Raw genomic sequence first — 16,853 nt, 5'->3', positions numbered from 1 at the left:
CCAACATGTAAAGGGAATCCTTTTTTTGATTGGAACTTTCCAGGCATTAGCGCATTTTGCATGCGAAGAAAGCGGGTTTCCAAATGACAGTACAAAAACGGAATTTTATTATTATATGGTTTGCTAACTTCCTGGTGGCCGGCACGATGACGATGATCATGCCTTTCCTCTCCTTATACATTGAGACATTCGGAGATCATTCGGAAGCTTATGTACAAAAATGGGCCGGGCTCATATTCGGTGCTACCTTCATTACCGCATTGATCATGTCGCCAATCTGGGGCCGTGTTGCTGATAAATACGGCTATAAGCCGATTCTGTTAATTAACGGTTTCGGGATTGCGACCTCTGTTTTCCTCATGGGCTTCGTCCATTCCGTCGAAGCATTTTTCCTTCTTCGTCTTCTGAATGGTGTCGTAACTGGATTCATTCCGACTTCTCTTGCGTTTGTCTCCTCCCAGACCGCTCGGGAAGAAGCCGGAAAGAGGCTCGGCACCTTGCAAATGGGAAGCGTCACCGGGACCTTGTTTGGCCCCGTGCTCGGCGGATTGCTGGCAGACGCATTCGGCTTCAAGTACACATTTATCATTACTTCCTTTTCGGTCGTCGTGGCCGCAATTATTGTATTGATCGGCATAAAAGAAGAGAAAAGAGTAAAGGACGCGAAAAGCGCCCATTACTCCCGCAAAACGATTTTAAGCGGTCTGCTCCATCATCGGCTCATGCTGAATGTCATGATCGTTACCGCGTTAATCCAAATCGGGAACTTTAGCATTCAACCGCTTCTTTCTTTGTATGTCGCAGATTTAAGCCATGCGACAAATGTAGCGTTCTTAGCGGGAATCACCTTTAGTGCGGCCGGTGTAGGCAATCTTTTATTTGCACGGCGATGGGGTAAGCTCGGAGACGATATCGGATATGAAAAAGTGCTTGGCACCTTATTATTGTTATCGTTCCTGTTCATCATTCCGCAGGCGTTTGTAACGAATATCTGGCAATTAATCATTTGCCGGCTGTTATTCGGGATTTCCATGGGTGGCATGATTCCAATTACAACGGCTTTGGTCCGGCGGGAAGCACCGATTAATATTCAAGGGGAAGTGATGGGCTATAACACGAGCTTCCGGTTCCTCGGAAATATTATCGGGCCAATGTTCGGCGGTATCGTGAGCGGATTCATCGGCATCTCCTCTGTCTTTATCCTGACAGGCGTCTTGTTTTTGCTTGGTTTTGCATTTTTATATTATGCCAAACGCAAACCGGTTCAGGACTTTGAGGATTTTCTTGCAGATGGAGAGAAACAGCGGGCAAAAGTTTAATAGACATTTCCGTAAAATGAGCACACTTCGACTTTCGAAGTGTGCTATATTTTTTATATGCATAATTTGGAATGGAGGCTCATATTTGAAGCAGTTAATCGGATTGGGATTCATCTTTCTTTGCATCCCGCTGTTATGGGGCGTCCAGCATTCAATCGCTTCTGAGGTAACGAAAGCACAATCAGCTCATAACGAGTTACAAGATTCGCTTGAACTAACTGAACGGCAAAATAGTCTACCCATTATCATCAAAGACCGCAACGGTATTATTGTTGCCGAACAATACGCAGAATGGAGACATCCTCTCGAACTGTCCTCTATCCCCCTCTTTATCCAGCAGCTGTTTATTACCAGTGAAGACAGGGGCTTTTATGAACACCGTGGGTATGACGTCTCGGCCATCGCAAGGGCGTTCGCTGTGAATGCCGCAGCCGATGACAGAAAACAGGGAGGTTCCACGATTACGCAACAAGTTGTCCGAATGAATTTCTTAACGACGGAGAAAACGTACGAAAGGAAATTCCGTGAACTGCTCTATGCGGCCGAAATGGAAAAACAGACGTCGAAGGACGACATTTTGGAAATGTATTTGAATGAAATGTACTTCGGACACCGGGTGTACGGCATCGGTGCCGCTTCCACGTACTTTTTCAGCCGTCCTCTCGAACAGCTGAATGAGGCAGAGATGGCTTTCATCTCCGCCATTCCAAACAATCCCTCCCTCTACGATCCGGTGCGTCATTTCGACAAGACGAAAAAGAGGCAGGAGCTGCTGCTTAATCTATTGGCACAAGAAGGCGTTATTACTGATGAGGAATGCGAAACGTATAAAAAATATCCGATCCAGCTGAGCTTAAAAAAGAAAGCGCGTGGATATGATGCATACAGTTCTTATGTTCTTGCTGAGCTGGAAGAACTGGTTGCCCAAGCGGAAGGATTCGAAGACAAGATTCAAAGTGCCGCTACCCCTGAGGAGAAAGAGGCATGGGAAAGAAACTTACAAACAAGAACAACCGAGATAGCCCAAAGCGGAATTGTCATTGACACCGCACTGTTACCAAACAAGCAGCTGCATGACGAAAAGGCGCTGGATGCATTGCTTCCGGAAAACGGTCTGCAAGCCGGTGCGGTTGTCATAGACAATGACACGAGAGAGATTGTCAGCATTTATGCTGGCAAAGGCTACCGTAAAGCGGATTTCAACCGCGCCTACCAAGCCTATCGGCAGCCGGGATCTGCCATTAAACCGTTGCTGGTATATGGCCCCTATCTTGAAAGTGGGCCCTATTCAGAACGAACGCCGATCGATAGCAGCAATATTTGCGTGGGCTCCTATTGTCCGACAAACATCGGTGGATACCGTTATGGCATCACAACACTGGGCGAAGCCTTCCGGTATAGCCATAATACAGCAGCCGTCCGCTTGCTCCTGACTGTCGGACTGGATCGTGCATTTGATTCGCTAACGCCTTTTCATTTCAAGATGGTGACAGAAGAAGACAAAACTTATTCTGCCGCACTTGGGGGATTTTCAAAAGGTGTGACGCCATTAGAACTGGCATCCGCCTACTCCAGCTTTATTGATGGCACGTACCAGCCAGCGCATGCCATACGTGCTGTTAGCAGCTATGACGGTGAAGCATTATACCAATGGAACGACCAGCGGGAAACCGTCTGGAGCTCTTCCACAACCGCCACCATGCGGTCGATGATGAATGATGTCGTGCGCAACGGTACGGGGAAAGGCATTCGTGCGACAACAGCCTACACAGGGGCAAAGACCGGTACGACCAATCACTACAAAGATATTTGGGTAGCCGGCTTCACTGACCGGTTTACGACAGCCGTCTGGATCGGACGCGACACCCCGCAGCCGATCAAGTACGCCAGTGACCAAAAAATACATGTACGCGCTTTTAACGCATTATTAGAGGAGTAGCCCTTATTGGGCTGCTCCTCTCAGACTGTAGACAAAGTCACTTCGAGATGAATAGAAATGCATAAACCAACCGGCAGGGAGCGCAACTTCGCTTTCCATGGGCTTGGCTTCAGCCTCCTCGTCACTTCGTTCCTGCGGGGTCTTCAGCTCAAGCTATTCCCATAGGAGTCTACGTTGCGCTCCCTGCCTTTGATATAATTTCTTTATGTTTAAGTAAATATGAAAGTTCTTTTAACTTCCTATATACAAGGTTCATCAATTTTATTATTACTAACATAACTTGTTAGCAGAACATCCGTTGATTGGAGCGGAAGGCGGCGACTCCTGGGGGATGAGCGGGACAGGTGAGACCCCACAGGAAGCGCAGCGGACGAGGAGGCTCACCGCCCGCCCCCCGGAAAGCGACCGCCAGAAGCGGAAATCAACTTTACTAGGAATCTTATGTGAGTAACAGTTGTTTATTATTTTTATACGAGACAACAAATTAATATGCTTTTGTCTACGCTCTGAGCCTTTATAAATAAAGGCTTTACATACAAAAAGATACAACTATAATTTTTAGATAAAATCTAAATAATAAATTTATTCAAACGTCTAAAATTATCTTTAAAATGTGGTTGTTATTTTACTTAAAAATCCCCATTCTTAATCGTCGCGACAAAATCAAATAAAGAAGGGATGAATTGTTTTATGGCTAGAGGAGAACTTATTAATACAACTTTTAAAAATTGTTCCCTTTTGTAGTTTCACTTCATTTCCAGTAAAATCCACAGAATAACCACCAGGATAAATATTAAAAAAATAACTCAAAAAATAAATAGCAAGTAATACTATAATCGGGGCGATTATAAATTTCCTCGAATTCTTATCTCTAAAGCTAAACATATTTTTAGTGCCAACCAAAAAATCATTCCTTTCTTATATCAATATTCTAAATATTTTACGTTAAGACATTTGAGAAGACAAGTAATATTGCAAAATTTAAAAAATTAATAGAAGAGAGGTGCTTCCCCCACAGCTCATGGATGGCTGCCCCTGAAAAAACAAATGTGAAGTGATCTAAATCTTGTTCCTTGATGGCCATAAATAACCTATCGAATAACTCATTTCTCATATTGGATAATGATTCACCGTTATGAGTCCCTTTATCCAAATCAAGTTCCAGAACAATATCAGATTTGATAAGGCGGGCTTTGATAAACTCGTGCATAATTCTATAGGTTTCCTCATCGTCTTTAAGGACTTTTCCATATTCATAAATTATATCATTTCCAACCGCCATCTCTTCGGAAAGGTTTTTAAATTCTTTTTTCGCTGGCCTGCTCAAGCACAGCTGCGATTGCTACGCTTTGTTATTCAACACAACAACTTTTCCAAAATGAATTCATTGTATGAGAGCTCATTCAAAATACGCTCACCCACTATGTTGTATCCTCTTCGCTTATACATTGCAGGTAAATAAGGATGCTTTTGCGCCACAGTTAATCGAATGACGTTCTCTTTTCTATCTGTTAATTCTTTTTCTGCTGATTTCATTAATTGCTTAGACAATCCCTGTCCCTTTAGCTCTGATTTTACCGCTAGTCTGCTGAGTACGAAGCAGTTCCAATCCTTGTTAAACTTTAGACGGACAGTACCCATAATAATAGGTGAGTTTGGTTGTTTGGCAACAAACAAAATGGTATCGTTAATCCACTGTTTCACTTCTTGAACTGAAACACTTGAAGCACTTGCCGGAAGTCCTAACTTCTCATTTTCCGAATACGCATCCCAATATAATTCCGCAAGTGATTTTGCATCACTTAATTGAGCCCTTTCAATGATAAACGCCAAAACTCACACCACCCCTTGTTTTACTTTTACACTTCCATATGTAAAAAGGCCTCATAATTCCAGAAGAATTACGAGGTATTTGTTTTATGAGATAAAATGAAGCCTTACCTTAGATTACTTAAATAAAATTTCTTATTTCAGCCAATACCTGCTCTACCTTCTCCTTATCACTAGAGAAGTATTTAATATTGCCGACTTTCTCTTCCTGCACCAATCCGGCCTTCTTCAATAGTTCAAGATGATGGGAAACCGTTGCCGTCGTGATCCCTAAGTATTCAGCGATTTTGGCTCCATATTCACGTTGGCCTGACAGCAGCCGTAGCATGAGCAGACGGTTCCGGTCCGCCAACACTTTCAGCTGCGACTCCAGTTCTTTGCTCGCATCTCGGACATCCGACAACGGAACGGCACATCCGTAGATGACAATGCAGACTTCCTTATTAAAAAGTCGGATACGTCCCGGCGAACTATAATATGACGGAATGAAATAAAACATTTTGTACTGGCTCGTCCGCCTGAAGGACTTCCCCATGACGTATTGTGCAAGCGCCAATGGTTCCATCGAAATCGATTGGACTTCCTGCATCTTCGTTTCCGCCATTTCCTTCTTGGCCTCCAAAGCCTGCTGGAACTCGATTGAGTCGTCAATCTCCAATACCAAGGAGCAGAACCCACGTCGGTACGTCTTTAAGTTAGACAGGAAGTCCATGACGCCTTCCCGTTTTTCATCTGTGTCCCACAAAATGGTTTCCTCGTAACCCGGCAAGGATGCGGGAGCCTTCAGCAATTCTTCTACTTGAGGCAAAGGGATGTATTCTGAAAAGAAATCATATACATAGTCGGCATCGCTTAATTGATCCACGCCCTCCACAAAGGCTTCGACATCGTGAAAATACGGGCATGGCAATAGAAAATTGAGCAACGGGGAGAATCCTAAATTAATTGATTTGGGCCATGTCGCGATAAATTCCTTTGCTTCAGTCGATAATTCTGCCCAGACTTTGTCGCTGTCCGCTTCAGCAAATTTATTCTTCGTTGCTCCCATGAAAACCCCTATAAGGGAAAGTGCCTCAACGACCGGCGAATATACATGATCAACGACTACCACGGGCTTCTTCTGTCCATCATCTTTCTCAAATGCCACGGTTGGATACCCTCCTCTCATAATTATCTTTTCATCATTGTGTTGCACTGTTGATACCGACATAACCCGTCTTCTCCACCAGTTCCTGTCCTTCCTCCGACAAAATCCAGTCGATAAAGGCATCAACATTTGGATTAATCGAACCTGCCGTAATCGCATACAATTCTCGTGTAATCGGGTATGCACCTGACCGAATTGTTTCAACAGTAGGCTCTACGCCATCCACCGCCAGCAGCCGAATATTATTGTTGCCGATCATGGATTCCGAATAAAATCGAAATGTATAACCAATGGCACCGTTGTAATTGCGATAGTCCGCCACATATTTGATAATGCCGCTCATCAAATCGGCAACTTCCTCTGTCGGCGCCTTCATAATAGGCACATCGCCCATGAACTCCTCCAGTGCCGTCTGGCTGCCACTATCCGCAGGACGTTGAAACGCTCTAATTTTTGACCGGTTTCCTCCGACCTCTTTCCAATTCGTCAACTTGCCTGAATAAATGTCGCGCAGCTCCGCCTGTGTCAGTCCTTTGACCGGATTCTCCTTATTGACGAAGAAGACGAAAGCTTCTTTTCCGATTGGTGTGAGAACCAGCTCTTTTCCTAGTTCACTTGCACGCGCTCGCTGCGCTTCAGACGGACCAAGCGCAAAGATGATGTCAACATCTCCTGCCAATAAGTTTTCATATGCACTTCCCGTTCGGTTCGACATGACGGCGCTATTGTATGGATCGTAATCCTGCTTCGGATAGACTGCTTGGGCAAACGCTGCATAGACTGGATAGAGGGCGGTAGCTCCGTCTATTATCGGAACATCTTGCTCGATGTGGAAGGAAGCCGGCCGGCCGAGCTCTACCGCTTTCGTTCTTGGCTTGTTTGGCGCATAGTCATACAAGTCGACATCGCTTGTCGCAACGACCGGCTTTGTTAGTTTATAGAGAGCAGGAACTGCCACAACACATCCAATCAAAACGATAGCAATGGGAACGCCATAAAACACCGCACGCCGTTTAACATGAAAGATGGACATGCCAACAATTACGATAAAACCGATGAACCCTCCGATCAGGATGGGCATCCATTCTGCATGCCCGCCAAACAAGAGAGTTAATCCGATAGGCACTGCAAAAAATGACACAAGCAATGTGAAACCTGCCAGAGATGCAATTCTACCAAATAGTTTCACGCCGCATCCCCCTTTTCTTATCATTATAGCAGGACGTAGAGGGGCAGGCGAATGGTCCCCTATCCTCTGTTTTTCTCTTCGTAGCTCAATTCTTAGTTCCAAATGATTGTATGCTATACTACCGGTACATCACTAGATTGAGAAAGGATATGGACATGAAGCAAAAAATCGGGGTGGCCCTGTTATTCATAGCCAACTTGGGATCCATGGGGCTGTTCTATTTCATTTTAGCCATGCTATTCGGCTTTTCCCGTGCACCAGAACCTCAAGGCACGATTATCCTTCTAGCAGCCGGATTAGCCGTCGTTCTCCAATGGGTTGCCTTTTATTTTGTAGCGTTTCGGTCAAACAAACTATGGCTTTCCTTCTTCATTATTTGGATTGTGCTCATATCGCTGCTTAGCGCAGGATTGCCTATTCTCTTACTCATTCCGATGCTGTATTTAACTGGGACAATCCTATTGGCCGTACACGATCCGCAGAAAACAAAGGAGTCCAACGATCTTACCACACGACCGAAACGCAGCAAGAAAGAGGAAACCGTACTCATCTTGGTATTTATTCCGACCCTATGGGCGACTCTCCTCTTTGTGCTGGACGTTATACAGATTGTCCCGCATTCGTTTTATTCCTCAGACTATTCTATGGTGGTTTTGCTCATTCTACTGCCGCTTGTCATAATATTAGGCAGCTGGATCGTCGTATGGAAAATCGCGAAAACCGGGTACAGCCCTTGGGTGTATTTCTTATTGCTTCCTATCTTATTTGTGGTGATAAGGATCCTACGTGTTGGCAGTGGATTTATTACCTTGCCTGTACAAATTCAAATCTCACTCATCCTTCCATTACTCGCTTATGGGGCAGCTGTTGTTTTGGTTTGGAAAATGCGAAGAGGGTGAAGAAGGCATATCCTCCCTCACCCTTTTTTTCTTTCATATTAAATACGGCAAGGCTGGTTCTACAACAACCTTTCCGCTTTCACGCAGGAAGTTTGAAACGATTTCAACATGGCTCCCTCCAACGAGGAAAAGAATCCGCTCTTCAGACGAAGCCGCCAAATCAAGCAAGTTGGAATAAAGGATCAAATTTCTTTCATACCACCAGTTCAACCAATGCATTCCGACGTATTCTTCTTCTGATTTTAATCGGGACATGTTCAAGTATGTTTGATGAATCCGCCGGGTAAATTCTTCTTCATTAATTTCTTGCAGCATTTCCAGCACACTTTTACTTCCTAAGCCTCTGGTGACTGGAGTCTCTTCCAGCCAACTAAAAAGTTCTTGAAACAATGCCGGCTCGTGTTCCTTTGCCCATTCATAAACTTCTCCGAAGTCCTTACGAAGAGACCCCTGCTCCATCCAGTCAATTGCATAGATTTTAGGATGACCCGCTTCTTTCGCCAGCCGGAAGCCGAGCTGGTCGATTTCGTTGACCTCCAATTCGTATGTTCCCTCAAGGTACAACTTATATTTGTCATTCAGCCATTCGTTATGTTTCTTCTCCATTTCTACTGCAACCTTTGTCGGTTTGAACGCACCCAATCTTTCGACGACCTCAACGATTTCACGCTGTCTTGCCGAAGATAAAAGATCATCTGTCTCGGTTTTATATAAATCCGGTGTATCCCCCATATGAAACATGCCGACCAACATTACTTTTGGTTTAGATTCTTCTATTTTAGTGTCCATTCTATCATCCCCCTATTCTTGTCCAATCCTAGCATAATAAAAGAATTGAAATCAATTTACTTTCTAAAAACTCTTGCATCTTACGTTGCGGAAGGTTCTATAATAAGTGTAGAAAACTATGGGGATGAGGTACAGAGATGTATACAATTGGGGAATTAGCGGACATGAGTAATGTAACTGTAAGGACACTCCGCTATTATGATGAAATTGGTTTATTGCCGCCTGCTCAGAAGAATTCAGCCGGCCATCGGCTTTACAAGGAAGAAGATATCTCCAGGCTTCATTATATATTAACGCTTCGTAATATCGGATTGCCGCTCGATACAATACAACAGGCTATGGTAGATCGGCACATGAAAGTTCAAGATGTTCTAGGGATGCGGCTTCAAATGATTCAAATGGAGCAAGAAAAGTTAAAGAAGATGGAGGCTTCCATTCATGCACTCCTTACCTTAGTGGAGCTAGAACAACCGACGGATTGGAAATCTGTATTCAGCTCCTTTTATTCGTATCCCTCCAAGCAGGAAGCCATTGATCGGTTATGGAATCAGCATTTCACGTCAGAAGAGAAGGATATTTTGAAAGAACTTCCGGGCTTAGGGGACAAAAGCGAGGCAGCAATAATAGCACTCGATTTGTTTAGAGAGACACGCCTCCATGCAGACGAATGTCCGAAGAGCCCGGTGGCACAGCAGTTGGCTAAACGGTGGATCGATTTTGTCGAGCAGTCGTATCAAGGAAATTTAGAACTTGCCAACAAGGTCTGGGATATGAGCAAACACCAGGAAGTATCGGGATTTTATTATTTCGAACCAAGGATAGCTGACTTCATTGAACAAGCCATCGCCTATTATTATGAGTCGCAAATAGAAGGGCAAGTAACATGAAAAAAGTGATTGTTTATGATTTGCTTATTTACATGGCCGTCCCTTACTTCATCTGGAATTATGGTCGGGAACCTTTAGGCGATTATGCAGCCCTCCTGCTTTCAACAGTGCCTGGCTTGATTTATACACTGTTCCGTTTCATTAACGAACGTCAATTCAACATAACAGGGACCTTCATACTTACCTCCCTCTTACTAGACACGTTGGTGAATCTTCTATCGGGTTCTGCAGAGCGCATGCTTTGGAATCAAGTCTATCTTGGCTATGGCTATGCCTTACTGTATCTGATTTCCATCCTCCTCAAGAAACCTATAGGGCTATATTTTGGGGTCGATTTTGCTTACATGCTCGGGAATCCCCGTGAACCAAGCAAGAAGCTATTCTTTTCAAAAGAGCTATTTAAATGGTTCCAGCTTGTAACACTGCTCCTTGTAATACGCGGAATCGTTCAGAACTCTCTTAAAGCCTGGTTATTGAATTCTTATGGAATAGATAGTTATGGGCATATGCTGGTTTATTTAAAGATCAGTGGCGGTGCTTTTGGCATTCTAATTACTTCACTCAATTTATTTATTGGGAGCAAAATAGTAAAAGTTTCACGGGCCCAAGTTCCAACAGATACTTGCCCACCATCGATTGAAGAAAAAGCACATCAGCCGCTCACCTGATGTGCTTTTATCGTATGTCGAGTAAATCAAGCAAACTATCCACCAGCAAATACAACCCCGTCCCTAATAAAATAATATACGTTACAACGCGGAAGGTATTTTCGTTAATCCTTTTAAATAAAAGCTGTCCGGCGAAAAGACCGATTACAACGAAAGGCAAGGCGATGCCACTTGATGTCCATACTGTTCGGCTCACACCGGCGACAGCCCATTGAATCAGCAGACTGACTACATAGATGAACAGGTAAAAGGCGAGCGTCGTTGCACGCAGTGTCGCTTTTTGAGTGCCTGTCCCCGCGAAATAGAGCAACAGGGGCGGACCCGGCATTCCGACGCTTGAGGTCAAGGAACCGGAAATTCCGCCAACGAGGGCATCTCCCTTTTTACTCTGCCGTATGCGAAACTGGAAGATAAGCAGAAGGGTCAAAACAATAATTAGGACGCTGATTCCAAATTTCAATTTGGTCATATCGAGTAGCAAGAAAATCACTGCGCCAATCGGAAGTCCGAAGATGCTTCCAGCGATAAAGCGTTTTAATACCCCGGTGTCCACATCTTTGGCAATCGTCGTAAGCAAACACCCCGAAATGACAATAGATAACAACAGGTTAATTTGAATCGCATCTGCCGGCTCAAAGAGCAAGAGAAGAAAAGGCGTTGCCACAATCGAGAAACCGAAACCCGTGCTAGTTTGGAGGACAGAGGCTGCCATGACGATCGTTATGAAAAATAAAATACTCATGTCCGCCCCCTTAACTACTAGATTCGTTGCCTCCATTTTACCATGATAAAAAATAATTTCCGTAATGTTGAGAATTAATTTCACACGAACCGATGTATGTAGTGTAAGGGCCTTTACACAAGAAGGAGAAATGTACATGCGAGTGACAAAAGAAAATTTCATAAAACGTTTCAAAAGGGGCAAGGAAGACGCATTGGAGTACGTCATCGACGAGTATGCGGGGCTCGTAAAAGCGATTGTCTACAATGCACTTCAGTCGTACAACGACCCGCATCTGATTGAAGAAGGAATCAGCGATACGTTCATGGGCGCCTTTGAAAACGCTAAACAATTCAACGGCGATCCAGAAGACTTCCGAAAATGGATTTGCACCATTGCAAAGTTCAAAGCAATTGATAAACAGCGATCCCTTGCCAAAACTCCTGTGGCCGCCGTTATTGATGAGCAGCAGCTGGAAGTAAAATCCGCTGAGGATGAATTCCTAATTCAATCCTCCACGGAAGAACTTCTGTCCATGATGGCCAAGCTGCCTCAAATGGACCGCGATATTTTTACGATGAAATACTTTTTAAATATGAGAAACGATGAAATTGCCAAACAGTTAGGCGTGACGAAGGCTTCCGTTGATAATCGCTTATATCGGGGTAAAAAGCGCTTGCAGCAGTTTCGCATGGGAGGAGTACTGACATGAAGAATTTGTATCGCCAGTTAAACGAGTTGAAGATTGATGTTGAAATGAAACCGATGGATATTAGTGAGGCAGAAAAGAACCGCATTAAAGGAAAGGTGCTGCGAAAGAAAAAGAAATATCGTGCCCCTAAACTGATCTCAGCAGCCGCTGCCCTTATCTTGGCAACGACAGTTGCATGTGGTTTTGCGTTTCCTACTTTTGCAGCAAAGCTGCCAATCATCGGCAATCTCTTTGATACATTCTCTGACGAGGAAAACTATGTATTTGAAGAATATGAGACATACGCAACAGACATAGGAGTGACAAAAGAAAGCAATGGCATTTCGATAACTGTCGAGAATGCTGTCTACGATGGCGAAAGCATCTCTATTGCCTATAGTCTGGTGAGTGATAAAGATTTGGGGGAACGGCCCGTACTAAAGGGACTTTTGGATGCTGCAGAGCTCAGTGATTACACTAAAGAATTTGGCTATTTTCCAAAGTACATTTCCAAAAAAATAAGTGAACATGAGTACGCTGGTTTATTTATCTACCAATTAATTAAAGGTCCGAAACCGGAAGAGATTCACGTGACATGGAAAGGCGACCAAGTATTCGACTATAATAAAGTATCAAATGCCCATTCCGGAGAGTGGTCTTATGAGTTTAAGTTAAATAAATTGGAGGCTCAATCAAAAGATTATATTGGTTCCGGATTACTATCTGAAAATGAGGGGATCAATGTTACACTTACAAAAATGACTTCTACACCGATATCTACAACGCTCTATCTGTCAGAGAGAGTCGACATTCCAACTGTAACAAAGCAGGATACCGAATGGCGCGGATTATTATTTGACTATAAAATAACAGACGATGTAGGGAATGAATATAACTTCATCACCTCTCACGGCACTGGGCATAGTTCTGACTTCAATCATCGGAAACTGGTGAGTACGCCGAGGATCACAATGTCACTTCTTGATGAGCGAGCGACATCCCTCTATATAACACCGATTGTCAACATCTACGAAAAAGAGGGCAATGAAGACATCAGTGACGTATCTCTGATACAAGAACCGTACGAAATTGAGCCGATTATAGTTCCAATAGAAAAGTAAGGAATAAGGAAGAGGATATTGTCTCCTTCCTTTTAATCCGCCAATCAAGCCTAATTACGGACAAATTAAATAAAGGACGAAATGACAAAGAACCTTCATCCACCCGGGAGAAGGTTCTTTGCGTTTTATTTAAAAAGGATTAATTTTCTTCGATTATCTCAACTTCTTGATGCTCCGACAATTCTTCAAGCTGTTCTTCTACCTCTTGCGGGTTTGCAATTTCCGGTTCAGGCTTGTCTTCGCTCAAGCCAAGAACTTTTGCGGTAGAATCGAGAAGCTCATCGAAAAGCTCTGGATGATCAACAAGCGAGATGCCGTAGGATGGGATCATTTCTTTGATCTTCGGTTCCCACTCTTTCACGTGTTGCGGGAAGCATTTTTTAATGACCTGCAACATGACGTGAACCGCTGTCGACGCACCCGGTGATGCACCGAGCAATGCAGCGATAGAGCCGTCTGCTGCACTTACAACTTCCGTACCAAATTGAAGAGTTCCCTTACCGCCAGCTTCCGTATCCTTGATGACCTGAACCCGTTGGCCTGCAACGACAAGGTCCCAATCTTCGCTCTTGGCGTCCGGAACGAACTCACGCAATTCTTCCATACGCTGTTCTTTTGACAACATCAATTGTTGAATCAAATATTTCGTAAGCGCCATTTCCTTCGCGCCTGCAGCTAACATCGTGAAGAGGTTATTTGGTTTCACGGAAGTGATCAAATCCAAATTAGAACCTGTCTTCAAGAATTTTGGTGAGAAGCCTGCAAACGGTCCAAACAGCAATGATTTTTTATTATCGATGTAACGTGTATCCAGATGCGGAACGGACATTGGCGGTGCGCCAACAGACGCTTTGCCGTACACTTTCGCGTGATGCTGCTCCACAACCTCCGGATTTTTACAAACCATGAAGATACCGCTGACTGGGAAGCCTCCGATATGTTTTCCTTCTGGAATGCCGGATTTTTGAAGGAGATGCAAGCTTCCTCCGCCAGCACCGATAAATACGAACTTGGCTGTGTGGCGTTCAACTGCCCCGCTGTTCAAGTTCTTCACTTTCAATTCCCAACGTCCGTCAGCTGTGCGCTTTAGGCTTGTGACGCTATGATTGTAATGAATATCGACTTGATTGTCCTTCAGATGATCAAACAACATGCGTGTCAACGAACCAAAATTGACGTCAGTCCCTGAATCGATTTTGGTTGCTGCAAGCGGTTCTGTGATCTTCCGGTCTTTCATCATAAGCGGCATCCACTCCGCCAATGTTTCCGGCTGATCAGAGAATTCCATCCCCTTGAACAGTGGATTATTGGATAGCGCTTCAAAACGCTTCTTCAAAAACTTTACATTATCTTCGCCATGTACATAGCTGATATGAGGCAGCGGCATGATGAAGTCTTTTGGGTTGCGGATTAGTTCACGATTCACGAGATACGACCAGAACTGTCTGGAAAGCTGAAATTGCTCGTTTACATTAATCGCTTTGCTAATATCCATGGAGCCATCGGATTTCTCAACTGTGTAGTTAAGCTCACATAATGCCGAATGTCCTGTCCCGGCATTATTCCACTCATTCGAGCTCTCTACGCCTGCTTCTGCAAGCTTCTCGAACACAGTGATATTCCATTCTGGCTTTAATTCTTTAAGCAAGGTCCCCAAAGTCGCGCTCATAATTCCTGCACCGATTAAAATGACGTCTTTATTGGTTTCTCTGTTGCTCATTTTTACCATATCCTTATATGTTAAGATTTTCAGAAAAAGACATGGGTCCTCACGCCTAATGATGCAACAGGCCAAGACGTGACCTATGAACCTTTTCTGTATCAGTGTAAACCTATAATAGTATAGCACAATCGTTGGTAAAGTTAAATATGAACAGCTTCTTCGCCTTTTCATTTTATTCAGAAGAAGAAACCAAGATTTTTCCCCCGTCAACCAGCAGAGTCCGTAACACTTAAAAAAAGGCTGAAACCCGGATGATTTCAGCCTTTTTAAGTCGTATTCGTCAGTAGATTTTGATGGATCCGCCATCGACCATGATCGTTTGTCCTGTAATATAATCCGAGTCATGGCTGGCTAGGAATACAGCAGTGCGGCCGATGTCGCCTTCTGGATCGCCAAGCCGGCGAAGCGGAATGTTGTTGACCATTTTCTCATAGAGTTCAGGTGCTGATTGGCTCCAAGCTTGTACCCCTTCTGTGAGGGCAATTGGCGCAATTAGGTTAACATTGATGCCATCAGGGCCCCATTCGTTGGCCGCTACACGGGTAATCGCACGAATCGCTTCTTTGGCAGCCGCATAGGAAGCTTGTGTCGGCTGGCCTGAAATACCAGCGCCGGAAGCAAAGTTGATCACTTTCCCTTTTGCTTTCTTCAATTCAGGATAGGCTGCTTTCATGAAGTGGAATGTCGGATAGAATCCTGTGTTAAAGGATAGATCGAACATGTCCATTGTCGTCTCCACAAACGGTGCTTGTTTCGAAGCATGCGCATTGTTGACGAGAATATCCAATTTACCAAACTTGGCTACTACTTCATTGATAATCGCTTCAATGTTTTCGGGCTTGGAAATATCGCGTATGAACAACATCCCTTCCGTATATTGAGAGATTTCTTCAAGCGTCTTATGCCCTTTTTCCTCATTGATATCCACGATCGCAATATGGGCGCCTTCTTTTGCCATAGCAAGCGCGATGCCGCGTCCGATCCCGGAAGCGCTGCCTGTAACAATTCCAACTTTACCTTCCAATCTCATATGAACACCTCATTCGTTAGTATGGTTCTACAACCTGCTTCCATCATGCAATTAAAACGAGGACAATCTTATTTAGATTGCATGTTACTCATGAACGTATTGAAGTCGGCAATGGATGGATTTCCAATGTAATGGCCGCCTTCTACTTTAATCGTTTGGCCGGTAATGTATTTTGATTCATCTGATGCTAAAAACAGCACGGTATAGCCGATGTCGTCAGGCTCCCCGTTGTATGGAAGCGCATTGAATTTCAAGAAGATATCTTGCACTTCTTTCGGCAAGTTCTTCTCAGCTGCCGGCGTTAGAATAAGACCTGGCGCTACTGCATTACAGCGAATCCGGTCCTTGCCGTATTGAGTTGCAATATACTTAGTCAAATGAGCAACCGCCGCTTTAGAAGCACCGTACGCTGATCTAATCGCATCAGAAGCAAATGCAGCCATAGACGTAGTATTAATGATTGAGCCTCCACCCACTTTTTGCATATGCGGAATCGCATACCGGCTTCCTAACAAAACGCTTTTCGTGTTAACTGTCATAAGGCGATCCCATTCATCTAAATCCATATTTACGACATCAAGGTCTTTTTGAAGGTTCGTCAAGCCAACATTATTAAAAAGAACATCAATTTTGCCATACGTATCGACCGTAAAATCGACCGCTGCTTTAATTGATTCTTCCACAGACGCGTCGAGGAAAATAGCAGAAGCAATGCCGCCTTCCTTTTCAATTTCCTTTACCGCTTCTTGAGCACCCTCGATATTAAAGTCACCAATGACGACCTTCGCTCCTTCTTTTGCCAGAAGCTTTGCACTGGATAATCCAATTCCTGAAGCACCGCCTGTGACGAGGGCCACTTTTCCTTCCACTCTTGCCATTGCATTTACCACCTTTATTAGT

The 16,853-nt window shown here is 44.1% G+C and carries 17 protein-coding genes; 8 read left to right on the top strand and 9 right to left on the bottom strand.

The genetic code is table 11. The annotated features are described in order from the left end of the window. The first annotated feature begins 83 nt into the window (after window positions 1-83). From ACSW3C_RS18350 to ACSW3C_RS18340, 3 genes are all read left to right on the top strand, one after another. The gene (locus ACSW3C_RS18350; RefSeq protein WP_486564342.1) at window positions 84-1,319 is read left to right on the top strand and encodes an MFS transporter; all 1,236 of its coding nucleotides are present in this window, start codon (window positions 84-86) and stop codon (window positions 1,317-1,319) included. 85 nt (window positions 1,320-1,404) lie between these two features. After that, window positions 1,405-3,258: a transglycosylase domain-containing protein gene (locus ACSW3C_RS18345; RefSeq protein ID WP_486564340.1), complete on the top strand. Its 1,854-nt coding sequence runs from the start codon at window positions 1,405-1,407 to the stop codon at window positions 3,256-3,258. 298 nt (window positions 3,259-3,556) lie between these two features. Beyond that, window positions 3,557-3,709, top strand: a complete 153-nt coding sequence (locus ACSW3C_RS18340) for a hypothetical protein (protein ID WP_486560570.1) — start codon at window positions 3,557-3,559, stop codon at window positions 3,707-3,709. A 489-nt stretch (window positions 3,710-4,198) separates the two neighbouring features. Here the strand turns inward: ACSW3C_RS18340 and ACSW3C_RS18335 are convergent, their stop codons facing one another. The 4 genes from ACSW3C_RS18335 to ACSW3C_RS18320 form a co-directional block, all read right to left on the bottom strand. Then, complete coding sequence (locus tag ACSW3C_RS18335; RefSeq protein WP_486564338.1) at window positions 4,199-4,585, bottom strand: hypothetical protein; 387 nt, start codon at window positions 4,583-4,585, stop codon at window positions 4,199-4,201. A gap of 29 nt (window positions 4,586-4,614) precedes the next feature. Beyond that, entirely contained in the window at window positions 4,615-5,091 is a 477-nt protein-coding gene (locus tag ACSW3C_RS18330) for a GNAT family N-acetyltransferase (RefSeq protein ID WP_486564337.1), read from the bottom strand. Window positions 5,092-5,209: 118 nt separating this feature from the next. Next, entirely contained in the window at window positions 5,210-6,235 is a 1,026-nt protein-coding gene (locus tag ACSW3C_RS18325) for a helix-turn-helix domain-containing protein (protein WP_486564335.1), read from the bottom strand. Between the two features lie 34 nt (window positions 6,236-6,269). After that, the gene (locus tag ACSW3C_RS18320) at window positions 6,270-7,424 is read right to left on the bottom strand and encodes a PstS family phosphate ABC transporter substrate-binding protein (protein ID WP_486564333.1); all 1,155 of its coding nucleotides are present in this window, start codon (window positions 7,422-7,424) and stop codon (window positions 6,270-6,272) included. Between the two features lie 155 nt (window positions 7,425-7,579). Between ACSW3C_RS18320 and ACSW3C_RS18315 the strand changes: the two genes are divergently transcribed. Continuing rightward, window positions 7,580-8,323 (top strand): hypothetical protein, encoded by a 744-nt coding sequence (locus ACSW3C_RS18315; protein WP_486564331.1) that lies wholly within the window; start codon window positions 7,580-7,582, stop codon window positions 8,321-8,323. Window positions 8,324-8,356: 33 nt separating this feature from the next. Here the strand turns inward: ACSW3C_RS18315 and ACSW3C_RS18310 are convergent, their stop codons facing one another. Beyond that, window positions 8,357-9,112, bottom strand: coding sequence for a DUF5694 domain-containing protein (locus ACSW3C_RS18310; protein ID WP_486564329.1), 756 nt, complete (start codon window positions 9,110-9,112; stop codon window positions 8,357-8,359). Window positions 9,113-9,249: 137 nt separating this feature from the next. Between ACSW3C_RS18310 and ACSW3C_RS18305 the strand changes: the two genes are divergently transcribed. Both ACSW3C_RS18305 and ACSW3C_RS18300 read left to right on the top strand, forming a co-directional pair. Then, complete coding sequence (locus ACSW3C_RS18305) at window positions 9,250-9,999, top strand: MerR family transcriptional regulator (RefSeq protein ID WP_486564327.1); 750 nt, start codon at window positions 9,250-9,252, stop codon at window positions 9,997-9,999. Continuing rightward, window positions 9,996-10,667, top strand: coding sequence for a VC0807 family protein (locus tag ACSW3C_RS18300; protein WP_486564325.1), 672 nt, complete (start codon window positions 9,996-9,998; stop codon window positions 10,665-10,667). The genes ACSW3C_RS18305 and ACSW3C_RS18300 overlap by 4 nt, the downstream gene beginning before the upstream one ends. A gap of 7 nt (window positions 10,668-10,674) precedes the next feature. Here the strand turns inward: ACSW3C_RS18300 and ACSW3C_RS18295 are convergent, their stop codons facing one another. Continuing rightward, complete coding sequence (locus tag ACSW3C_RS18295) at window positions 10,675-11,409, bottom strand: sulfite exporter TauE/SafE family protein (protein ID WP_486564323.1); 735 nt, start codon at window positions 11,407-11,409, stop codon at window positions 10,675-10,677. Window positions 11,410-11,545: 136 nt separating this feature from the next. Between ACSW3C_RS18295 and ACSW3C_RS18290 the strand changes: the two genes are divergently transcribed. Both ACSW3C_RS18290 and ACSW3C_RS18285 read left to right on the top strand, forming a co-directional pair. Beyond that, entirely contained in the window at window positions 11,546-12,100 is a 555-nt protein-coding gene (locus ACSW3C_RS18290) for a sigma-70 family RNA polymerase sigma factor (RefSeq protein WP_486564321.1), read from the top strand. Beyond that, window positions 12,097-13,200 (top strand): DUF4179 domain-containing protein, encoded by a 1,104-nt coding sequence (locus ACSW3C_RS18285; protein ID WP_486564319.1) that lies wholly within the window; start codon window positions 12,097-12,099, stop codon window positions 13,198-13,200. The genes ACSW3C_RS18290 and ACSW3C_RS18285 overlap by 4 nt, the downstream gene beginning before the upstream one ends. Window positions 13,201-13,339: 139 nt before the next feature. Here the strand turns inward: ACSW3C_RS18285 and ACSW3C_RS18280 are convergent, their stop codons facing one another. From ACSW3C_RS18280 to ACSW3C_RS18270, 3 genes are all read right to left on the bottom strand, one after another. After that, the gene (locus tag ACSW3C_RS18280; protein WP_486564317.1) at window positions 13,340-14,929 is read right to left on the bottom strand and encodes a malate:quinone oxidoreductase; all 1,590 of its coding nucleotides are present in this window, start codon (window positions 14,927-14,929) and stop codon (window positions 13,340-13,342) included. A gap of 274 nt (window positions 14,930-15,203) precedes the next feature. Continuing rightward, window positions 15,204-15,953: an SDR family NAD(P)-dependent oxidoreductase gene (locus ACSW3C_RS18275; protein WP_486564315.1), complete on the bottom strand. Its 750-nt coding sequence runs from the start codon at window positions 15,951-15,953 to the stop codon at window positions 15,204-15,206. Window positions 15,954-16,021: 68 nt separating this feature from the next. After that, window positions 16,022-16,831 carry an SDR family NAD(P)-dependent oxidoreductase gene (locus ACSW3C_RS18270; RefSeq protein WP_486564313.1) on the bottom strand — a complete coding sequence of 270 codons (810 nt, stop codon included), beginning with the start codon at window positions 16,829-16,831 and terminating at the stop codon, window positions 16,022-16,024. Between the last annotated feature and the right edge of the window lie 22 nt (window positions 16,832-16,853).

The sequence above is a fragment of the Sporosarcina sp. AD_1 genome (assembly GCF_057373025.1).
This window is presented reverse-complemented; position numbering and strand designations above follow the sequence as displayed.

What these genes read in the sequence shown, in the direction of transcription:
- ACSW3C_RS18350 (WP_486564342.1), top strand. Translation starts at nt 84, where the DNA reads ATGACAGTACAAAAACGGAATTTTATTATTATATGGTTTGCTAACTTC.
- ACSW3C_RS18315 (WP_486564331.1), top strand. Translation starts at nt 7,580, where the DNA reads ATGAAGCAAAAAATCGGGGTGGCCCTGTTATTCATAGCCAACTTGGGA.
- ACSW3C_RS18310 (WP_486564329.1), bottom strand. Translation starts at nt 9,112, where the DNA reads ATGGACACTAAAATAGAAGAATCTAAACCAAAAGTAATGTTGGTCGGC.
- ACSW3C_RS18305 (WP_486564327.1), top strand. Translation starts at nt 9,250, where the DNA reads ATGTATACAATTGGGGAATTAGCGGACATGAGTAATGTAACTGTAAGG.
- ACSW3C_RS18300 (WP_486564325.1), top strand. Translation starts at nt 9,996, where the DNA reads ATGAAAAAAGTGATTGTTTATGATTTGCTTATTTACATGGCCGTCCCT.
- ACSW3C_RS18295 (WP_486564323.1), bottom strand. Translation starts at nt 11,409, where the DNA reads ATGAGTATTTTATTTTTCATAACGATCGTCATGGCAGCCTCTGTCCTC.
- ACSW3C_RS18290 (WP_486564321.1), top strand. Translation starts at nt 11,546, where the DNA reads ATGCGAGTGACAAAAGAAAATTTCATAAAACGTTTCAAAAGGGGCAAG.
- ACSW3C_RS18285 (WP_486564319.1), top strand. Translation starts at nt 12,097, where the DNA reads ATGAAGAATTTGTATCGCCAGTTAAACGAGTTGAAGATTGATGTTGAA.
- ACSW3C_RS18280 (WP_486564317.1), bottom strand. Translation starts at nt 14,929, where the DNA reads ATGGTAAAAATGAGCAACAGAGAAACCAATAAAGACGTCATTTTAATC.
- ACSW3C_RS18275 (WP_486564315.1), bottom strand. Translation starts at nt 15,953, where the DNA reads ATGAGATTGGAAGGTAAAGTTGGAATTGTTACAGGCAGCGCTTCCGGG.
- ACSW3C_RS18270 (WP_486564313.1), bottom strand. Translation starts at nt 16,831, where the DNA reads ATGGCAAGAGTGGAAGGAAAAGTGGCCCTCGTCACAGGCGGTGCTTCA.